This is a genomic window from Hyphomicrobiales bacterium, from assembly GCA_016125495.1.
Classification (GTDB): Bacteria; Pseudomonadota; Alphaproteobacteria; order Rhizobiales; family RI-29; genus RI-29.
Genome location: WGLQ01000008.1, coordinates 239409 through 247784, shown reverse-complemented (window position 1 = coordinate 247784; position 8376 = coordinate 239409). Strand labels below are relative to the sequence as shown.

8 protein-coding genes are annotated in these 8376 nt (G+C 66.3%); 3 read left to right on the top strand and 5 right to left on the bottom strand.

Annotated features, from left to right (window positions below; translation table 11 throughout):
* The 3 genes from GC150_08800 to GC150_08790 all read left to right on the top strand — a co-directional run.
* Nucleotides 1-614, top strand: a 614-nt coding sequence (locus GC150_08800; protein ID MBI1384993.1) for a GNAT family N-acetyltransferase, incomplete at its 5' end; no start/stop codon positions are given.
* Nucleotides 571-1869, top strand: a complete 1299-nt coding sequence (locus GC150_08795; GenBank protein ID MBI1384992.1) for a cytochrome P450 — start codon at nucleotides 571-573, stop codon at nucleotides 1867-1869. The genes GC150_08800 and GC150_08795, both read left to right, overlap by 44 nt.
* A gap of 246 nt (nucleotides 1870-2115) precedes the next feature.
* On the top strand, nucleotides 2116-3057 hold the full coding sequence (locus tag GC150_08790) for an IS481 family transposase (protein ID MBI1384991.1): 942 nt from the start codon (nucleotides 2116-2118) through the stop codon (nucleotides 3055-3057).
* A 170-nt stretch (nucleotides 3058-3227) separates the two neighbouring features.
* On the opposite strand, the gene GC150_08785 is transcribed toward GC150_08790, so the two are convergent.
* The 5 genes from GC150_08785 to GC150_08765 are packed head-to-tail and all read right to left on the bottom strand — an operon-like array spanning nucleotide 3228 to nucleotide 8368.
* Nucleotides 3228-4691: a gamma-glutamyltransferase gene (locus GC150_08785; GenBank protein MBI1384990.1), complete on the bottom strand. Its 1464-nt coding sequence runs from the start codon at nucleotides 4689-4691 to the stop codon at nucleotides 3228-3230.
* A gap of 13 nt (nucleotides 4692-4704) precedes the next feature.
* Nucleotides 4705-5463, bottom strand: coding sequence for an arylmalonate decarboxylase (locus GC150_08780; protein MBI1384989.1), 759 nt, complete (start codon nucleotides 5461-5463; stop codon nucleotides 4705-4707).
* Nucleotides 5464-5482: 19 nt separating this feature from the next.
* The gene (locus GC150_08775) at nucleotides 5483-6790 is read right to left on the bottom strand and encodes a TRAP transporter large permease subunit (protein ID MBI1384988.1); all 1308 of its coding nucleotides are present in this window, start codon (nucleotides 6788-6790) and stop codon (nucleotides 5483-5485) included.
* 2 nt (nucleotides 6791-6792) lie between these two features.
* Nucleotides 6793-7350, bottom strand: a complete 558-nt coding sequence (locus tag GC150_08770) for a TRAP transporter small permease subunit (GenBank protein ID MBI1384987.1) — start codon at nucleotides 7348-7350, stop codon at nucleotides 6793-6795.
* 16 nt (nucleotides 7351-7366) lie between these two features.
* Complete coding sequence (locus tag GC150_08765; protein ID MBI1384986.1) at nucleotides 7367-8368, bottom strand: C4-dicarboxylate ABC transporter substrate-binding protein; 1002 nt, start codon at nucleotides 8366-8368, stop codon at nucleotides 7367-7369.
* Nucleotides 8369-8376: the final 8 nt, after the last annotated feature.

Sequence of the window (8376 nt, the reverse complement as noted above, 5' to 3'; positions counted from 1 at the left end):
CAGACCCGATCGGTGTCTACGAGATCCAGCGCTTCCGGCGCGAGCTGTTCGTCGAACGGTGCGGCTGGGACCTCGAGGTGGAGGGAAAGAGGGAAGTCGATCAGTTCGACACGCCGGCGGCGATCCATTGTGCGGTGCGACACGAGCAGCGCATCCGCGGAACGTTTCGGGCGATTCCGACGACGGAGCCCTATCTTGCCGCGGTCGTCTTTCCTCAATTGGCCCAGATCCGCGCCTACCCGCGGCGAGCGGACATGATCGAGATATCGCGGTTCGGTGTTTGGCCCGACGCGCTCGACAGGCCGATCTCCTTTGAAACCTACGCGGCGATGTTCCGGCTGGCCTTGGACCGCCATGCGACGGCGCTGGTGGCCATCGTCGACGTCCAGCACGAACGCCACTTGCGCGCGCTGGGAATCCGCACGCGCCGCTATGGACCGCCGCAAACCGTCGGGAGCACCACCGATGGTCGCCCGATCGTGGCGGTGGCGGGCGAGATCCCGATGACCGATCAGGTCAGTCGCGGATTCGACGAGTTGATGGCGAGAGCCAAGCGAATGGAGGTTGCCAATGCTGTCGATCCCGTTTTCCGACGCGCTGCCGTTTCAGCGTGACCCGCTGGGATTTCTGCTCGAGCGCGGGAGCGCCCGGCCCGGACCTCTCGCCCGTGTCGATCTCGGCTTCAGTCCCGTTTTCATCCTGACCGACCCGGGGCAGCTCAAGCCGATCATGCGGCTGGAGGGCGACGGCCTCGTCAAGGGTGCGCTCGTCGAAAAGCTGCGGCCGGCCGTCAGCGACAGCATGCTGGTGCTCAACGGTCCCGAGCATGCGCGCAGGCGAACCGCCATGCACTCGGTCTTCGGCCGGCAAGCGATGATCGGCGCGGTGCCGGCGCTCTCTGCCACGATCAGAGCGACGGCCGGAGCCCTTGCTGGAGTGGACCGGTTCGCCCCGAGCGAGGTCTGTCCGGGCTTGGCACTGCGTCTGGTTGCAACGGTCCTCTTCGGGGAAGGCAGCCTCACCAGCGGTGACGAGCAAATCCTCCTCGAGGCCATCAATCTGCTCGAAGACGATATCGCAAGCTCGTTCTTTTCCCTTCCGATCAAGGCGCCGTGGACCGCCGCCGAGGAGCGTCGGCGCCGGGCCGTTGCCCGAGGCATGATCGAGACGGTGGTCGAGCGGGTTCGCGCGCGCTCGAGCGCGAGCGCGACCATGCGGGTGCTCCAGGAACTCGAGCTGACCGCCTCGGAGGTCCGGGACGAGATCACGATGCTGCTCCTGGCCGGCCATCACACGACCGGATCGGCGGCGGCCTGGCTCCTCTTTCTCATGGCGAAACACCCGCAGGTGCTCTCGGCGTTGCGCAGTGAAGCGGCCTCGCTGACCGATGAAGGAGGTGAAATCGATGGCAGTCAAATCGGTCGTGCCACCGTCAGCCTGGCCCTCGTTCGAGAGACCCTGCGGCTCTGGCCGTCCTCATGGTTCTTCTCCCGGCAGGCTGTCAGGGACATCGATCTCGGGCAGGCCACGCTGCCTTCGGGCGCGACGCTGATCATCAGCCCCTGGCTCTTCCACCGCAGCCCCCAGCATTGGGAGGCCCCGGAGGAATTCCGCATGGACAGGGACTTCACGAACCCGGCCTTCGTGCCGTTCGGTGTCGGTCCGAGGGCGTGCTTCGGCATGCAGTTGGCGGTGATGGAGTTGCAGCTTCTCGCACTCGAGATCGCGAGCGCGTTCGACATCGAGCGAGCGACCGACGCCGAGCCGGGCATGCCCAAGCCGATGGTCACGCTCCAGCCGCCACGTTTCGAACTCTCGTTGCAGGTGAGAGGGGTGAGCAAGCGCAGAATGAGCCGACATGCGGCGTGAGCAAGACGCCGCGGCTGGCGGAGGGAAACGCATGACAACGTAACCTCGTCCTGTCGGCTTCGCCCGGGACATGCAGTGGCGGAGGTCGGATCGAAGCCTCGCCGGGACGGGTTACAGCTCGAGACCGCGGAACGAATGCCGTGGGTCGTCGTGGGTCATTCATTCGGGATGGGCCCTTCGCCCCACCCGACATTCGGCTCCAAATGGCCAAATCGATCCTGCACGGGGTTTGCGAAGGGGGCAGGCATGTCGATCACACTCACCAAGCGGGCGACGACGACGGCGAAAATTCGCGCCGCGATCCAAGCGAGCGCCGAGCCGGCCCGGGTATTGGCCGAGCGTTACGGCATCAGCGAGCAGACGGTCTGGAAATGGCGAAAGCGCGACAACGTTCATGACCGAAGCCGAATGCCGCACCGACTGCAAACGACGCTCACTCCTGCCCAGGAGATGGTCGTCGTCGCCCTGCGAACGTCGCTGCTGGTGCCGCTCGACGACCTATTGTTCATGGTTCGCGAATTCCTCAATCCGCACGTTTCGCGCTCGGGCCTCGATCGTTGCCTGCGCAGGCACAAGGTCGGCAACTTGCGCGCCTTGAAGCTCTCGGCATCGAAGCCTGGAAGAAAATCCGCCGGGGCCCAGGTGCCCGGCCATCTCGACATCGATCTGAAATGCCTGCCGCAAATGGCCGACGGCCCCCGGCGAAGGTATCTCCTGTTTGCCGTCGACCGTGTCACGAAGTGGGCATTCGTGCGCCTGTATTCCGCTTTGACCGCTGCCGATGCGCGCAGCTTCCTGCATGATCTCGAGCGAGCGGCGCCGATGCGCATCGCCCGAGCAACCTCTCGGAGTGGAGCAAAATGTAACGATCGGAGTGTCGGTCCAGGAAGCCGTTCCGCCCTGGCTCAGAGCGACTTCGCCCGTTTTTGCGCTGAGTTCGAGACCCCCGATCCGCTCGGCAAGACGGGGTTGGACGAAGCCGGCGACATCGCCGAACGCTTCGAGGGCCGCATCGGGGACGTATTGCAGGGGCGCCACTTTCGCAGCGGTGAGGCATTGGAGAACACGATCCAACGCTACGTCCGGCTCTACAACTTCGATCTGGCGCAATCCGCGCTCGAAGGTCGAACACCGATCGAGGCTCTCGACCACTGGCGGCGCTTGCGGCCGGACCTTTTCGAGCAATGAGCCTCGGACGTGTTCGGGTGCCGCGCCGGTCGCGCGATCGGCGGCACTGCCCGAGCGAAGCGCCATTCGACGCTCGAGTGAGCCGGGCAACGATTCTGGAGTCGACCGTCGCTCCCGCCACTCTTTGACGCGGCCGCTCTGGGACGACGACGGCGGGTCGGGCGCGCCATTCAGCACGCGCCGTGCATCACCTGCCGTCGCCAGTCCGACGTCGCAAAGGGGTTCTTGTTCTCGTAACCCGCCGCGACCACGCCCCCGAAGCACATGTCGCCGCTCTCGCGAAGGGCGACACGGTGCCCGGCAGCGGTAAGACCGCCCACTTCCGGATGATCTCGCTCGACGAGGAGACTTCCTCCCTCGCTGCGCCAGCGCGGTGCCGCGATCGAATCCGCCAGCGCGAGCCCCGAGTGGGCCGAACGGGCAAGGATCTGGAGCAGTGTCTGGATCTGGCCGTCCGCACCTGGTGTCGCGAGCGCCGTCACCCGGCCCGCCTCGACCCACATCGCCGGTGCCAGCGTATGCACGGGCCGCGCTCCCGGCCGCGGCGCGTTCGGCGCGACGGTGAAGCCCTGTGCACGATTGTTGAGTGTGAAGCCGCCCTCCGGCACGAGGATCGCGGAGCCGAAATCGTCGAAGACGCTGATGAGCGACGAGCACACCATGCCGTCCGCGTCGGCGCTCGCAACGCCGGCCGTATGGAGATAGGCGCGTGGCCCCCCCCGCAGCATCGCCCTCTGCGGGTCCACGTCCAGCCGCTCGTCGAGCAGCGCCACGCCCTCCGCCGCCCGGTCGCGGAATTGAAAGCTCGCCTCCGTCAGTTCCACGCAGAGGTGATCGAGCGATGCGGCGCCCGCGACATCCATCCGCTCGAGCGCGGCAAGGCACATCGCGAGCAGCACGCCCTGTGTCATCGGCGGCTGCACGTGCACGTGGCCGCCGCGCCATGGAACGGTGATCGGATCGAGCACGGCCGTCTCGTGACGGGCGAGATCGTCGGCCGTCAGCATCCCTCCCGTGCGCGCCACCGCCGCCGCGATGGCCTCGGCCATGGCGCCCCGATAGAAGGCATCTGCACCCTCGTGCGCGATCGCGGCGAGGAGGTCGGCGAGTTCCGGTTGCGGGAGTTTCATTCCACTCCTCGCCTGTCGCGCGACGCTCCAGTCCGCCGCTCCGCCACGCGCCAATCGTGCCTCCTGATCGCGCACCGCGCGCGTCACATCGCGCGCCAGTTCGCAACCGTGCCGGGCGAGCGCGATCGCCGGCTCCAGCGCCCCTCCGAGGTCCAGTCTTCCGAAGCGCCGGCTCGCCTCCTGCCAGCCCGCGACGAGCCCCGGCACGGTCACCGCCCGGCCGTCGTCCGCGACGTCTGTAAAGCGCGGTGCGCTCGCGGCACGGCCGGTGCCGTTGATCGCGGTGACGTCACCGGTGGGCGTTCGCACCAGCGCCAGCAGGTCGCCGCCGAGACCGCACGAGGACGGCGCGACGACGGCGAGCGCTGCCTGTGCCGCGATCATGGCATCGCAGGCGTTCCCGCCGCGCGCGAGCACCGCGAGCCCCGCCTCGACGGCGCTCGGGTGCGCCGCCGAAACGGCCCCATCGCGGCCGAAGGTGAGCGGGCGGATCGCATCGTTCATGACCGGCCAATCCTCATTTCAGCAGCAATCGTCCGAAGCCGGGAATCTCGTCGTCGATCCCGGCGAGCCGCAGGCAGTGCCAGAAGCTCGCCTGGTTCGATCCGATGACCGGTTTGTCGATGACCTTCTCGACCTCCTCGATGATGTCGAGCGAGCGCAGCGCACCGCAACTCAGGAATACGGCATCGACATCGGGCCGGTCGAGGGAAATGGCGAATTGCCGCAGGTAGCCAGGCGACACGAGGTTCATCTCCACGTCGGTCATGAGCCCGAGCCCGGCAACGACCGGCACCTCGAACCCGGCCCGGGTGAAATATTCGTACTCCATGGCATCGATATCGGCGGTGTAGGCCGTCCCGAGCGCGAGCCGGCGCACGCCGAGGCGGCGCAACGCCGCGACGACACCCGTCAGCAGCGTCGTGCCACGGACCCCCGCGCGCCCTGCCTCCAGCTTGGAACGAATGACCTCCTCGCCGATTATGAAGCTTCCCGCCGTACAGTTGTAACAAAGGACGTCGACGTCGTTGCGGCCCGGCATGAACCCGGCGAGCGTGCGCTCGAGATCCTGCTCCATTCCGGCGAGATTTTCGACCGTGCACTGTGTGCCCATCGGCAGGTGGGTGAAGCTGAGGCCGACACCTTCCGGTCGCATGCGCATCATGTCACCTTCGGTCAGGCCCGCATTGGCCACGCAGACGAAGCCGATGCGCGCCCGCGGATAGGGACCCCGGTCGAGATCGACCGATCCCGGATCGATGTGTAACCGCTCCATCACCATCTCGATTTTCCCCTCAATTCCGCGCCGTCATCACCGAAGGCAGCCAGAGCACGATCTCGGGAAATGCGATGATGAGCAGCACGGCGACCGCCATGATCGCGAACATCGGCAGTGCGGCCGACGCGATGAAGCCCATGTCGCGCCCAGTTAGCCCCTGCACGAGGAAGAGGTTGAACCCGATCGGCGGTGTGATCAATGCCATTTCCCCGACGATGACGACGAAAATCCCGAACCATATCATGTCTATACCGGCTGCCCGCACGAGCGGTTCGACGACCGCGATGGTCAGCACGATCATCGAGATGCCGTCGAGGAAGCAACCGAGAACCATGTAGAAGATGAGCAGCGCCAGGATGAGCTGTGTCGCCGTCAGTTCGTATCCGGCGATCCAGGCCGCGAGCTGTCGCGGCAGTCCGGTGAAGCCCATCGCCAGCGTGAGGAACGCCGAGCCGGCGAGAAGAAGCGTGATCATCGAGGTCGTGCGCACGGTCCCCATCAGCGAACTGGCGAGGGAATGGCGGTCGAGCGATCCCTGCAGACCCGAGAGCGCGAGGGCACCGGCAACCCCGATCACAGCCGCTTCCGTCGGCGATGCAACTCCGAAGGAGATCGAGCCGATGACGCACCCGATCAGCGCCACGATCGGCAACAGCTCGCCTAGTCCCGCGAGCTTCTCTCGCCAAGTGGCCGGGGGTTCGCGCATCGCACGCCCTTCAGCGGAAAACAATCCCCAGGCGATGTTGTAGGCGAGGAAGAGCCCGGCCAGCATGAGGCCCGGCACGAGCCCGGCCATGAACAGCCGCGCGATCGATTCCTGCACCATGATGCCGTAGATGATCATCGTGATGGACGGCGGAATGAGGAGCCCGAGCGTTCCGGCGCCTGCCAGCGTGCCCGCCACCATGGCATCCGGATAGCCGCGCCGCCGCAACTCCGGCATCGTGATCTTGCCGACGGTCAGCAGCGTTGCGGCCGAGGAGCCCGAGATCGCCGAGAAGGCTGTGCAGCCGGCGACGTTGACGTGCAGGAGGCCGCCCGGCAGGCGTCGCAGGAGGGGGGAGAGGCCATTGAACAGGCTCTGCGAAAGTCGGGTTCTGTAGAGTATCTCTCCCATCCAGATGAAGAGCGGCAGCGAGGCGAGGCCCCAGAGCGAAATCTGCGACCAGATGGCGGTCGCCATCGCCGGCCCGACCGGCCTGTTCGTGACGAGGGACATGGCCAACGCCCCGACGAGGATCAGCGCCGCGCCGATCCAGACGCCCGAGGTGAGCACCAGGAAGAGCGCGCCGATGAGCAGGAGCACGGTGATCGTGGGCTCCATGCTCAACGTCCCTGAACCGGACTGCGGTCGTCTGCCGCGAGCAGGTCCGGCCCCTCGTCCGCGATCGGGTTGCTGCCCCGGACGAGGTATTTGAGCGCTCCGTGCACGAGCGCGACCGCGAAGATGACGAATCCGAGCGCCACCGGCAGCTGTGGAAGCCAAATCGGCAGCCGATCCGATCCGACGCTCAGATCACCGTAGTCCCAGGAGATCGCCACCATCCGCGCCAGATACCAGGCGGCAAAGCACATCGTGCCCGCCGTGACGAGGAAGGCGAACTGATCGAGCCGGCGACGCGGCGCGTCGGAGAGCGCATTGAGTGCGAGATCGACGCGAATGTGGCCGCCCGTGCCGAGCGACCACGCCAAGCCCAGGCTGCCGGCCGCAGCGGTAGCATAGCCGGCCCCCTCCGTGAGGCCGCCGACGTAGATCCCGAGGAAGCGGGCGGCAACACTCGCTGCGACCAGCAGTGCGAGAAACACGATCGCGCCCGCCGCCAAGAAGCCGGCGGCAAGGTAGAGCCGGTTCAGAGCCCGGTCGATGCACGCCGCCGTCCCCATTGGAGCACTCTCCGTCTCAGCCAGCGCGGTAGGCTGCGATGACCGCCTTGCCCGTTTCGCCGGCACTTGCGGCCCACTCCTCGGTCATCTTTTCGCCGATCGCCGCGAGGCCGGAAGCGAGTTCCGCGGAGGGCGCCTCGACCTTCATGCCGTTCTCGCGCATCGTCTTTATGTATCCCTCGTTCTGTACCTCCATCTCGTTCCACACCGCCGCCTCCGCGGCCGCGGCTGCCTCGATGACCGCCGACTGCACGTTGGAACCGAGGCCTTCCCAGGCTTTGGTGTTGACGATCACGCCCGACTTCGGCAGCCAGGCATTCACCAGATAGAAGTGATCCACATAGTCCCAGATCTTCTGGAATACCCCGATTGCTCCAGACGCCATCATCGATTCCGCGATCCCGGTGGAGAAGGCCTGCGCGATCTCGCTCGCCTCGGTCTTGGTCGGCACGGCCCCCATCAGTTCGGCGAGTCGCGTGGTCGAGGCGTCATAAGCTCTGAATTTGACACCTTTCATGTCCGCGACGGAATTGATCGGCTTCTTGGAAAACAATCCCTGTGGCGGCCAGATCGGGGCATAGAGCAGTTTGAGGCCACGCTTGGCGAGGGCCTCGTCGATATGCGACTTGGACGCATCATAGAGCTTGCGCGCCTGAGCACGGTCGGTCGCCAGGAACGGGACGGTGTCGAGCCCGAGGATCGGATCCTCCGCGGAGTGCGCTGCCAGGAAGCGTGCCCCGATCGCCACCTGCCCCTCACGCACCGCGCGCATGATTTCCGCGCCGCCGTACAGCGAGCCGCCCGGATGCACGGTGATCGCGAGTTCACCTGCCGTGCGCGCTTTGACGTCCTCGGCGAACGCGGCGTAGGACTTGGAAATGAAATTCCCGGCGGCATACGCCGACGGCATGTCCCAGGTCGTTGCCGCCAGCGCGCCGCGCGGCAGCAGGATGGCGCTCGAAGCTCCGATCGCTGCGAGTTGCAGCACTTGGCGGCGGCTCGGCATGGCATTCCTCATGTTCAACT

Coding starts and splice junctions, on each gene's coding strand:
- GC150_08790 (MBI1384991.1), top strand. CDS start 2,116: ATGTCGATCACACTCACCAAGCGGGCGACGACGACGGCGAAAATTCGC.
- GC150_08780 (MBI1384989.1), bottom strand. CDS start 5,463: ATGGAGCGGTTACACATCGATCCGGGATCGGTCGATCTCGACCGGGGT.
- GC150_08770 (MBI1384987.1), bottom strand. CDS start 7,350: ATGGGGACGGCGGCGTGCATCGACCGGGCTCTGAACCGGCTCTACCTT.
- GC150_08765 (MBI1384986.1), bottom strand. CDS start 8,368: ATGAGGAATGCCATGCCGAGCCGCCGCCAAGTGCTGCAACTCGCAGCG.
- GC150_08785 (MBI1384990.1), bottom strand. CDS start 4,691: ATGAACGATGCGATCCGCCCGCTCACCTTCGGCCGCGATGGGGCCGTT.
- GC150_08775 (MBI1384988.1), bottom strand. CDS start 6,790: ATGGAGCCCACGATCACCGTGCTCCTGCTCATCGGCGCGCTCTTCCTG.
- GC150_08795 (MBI1384992.1), top strand. CDS start 571: ATGCTGTCGATCCCGTTTTCCGACGCGCTGCCGTTTCAGCGTGACCCG.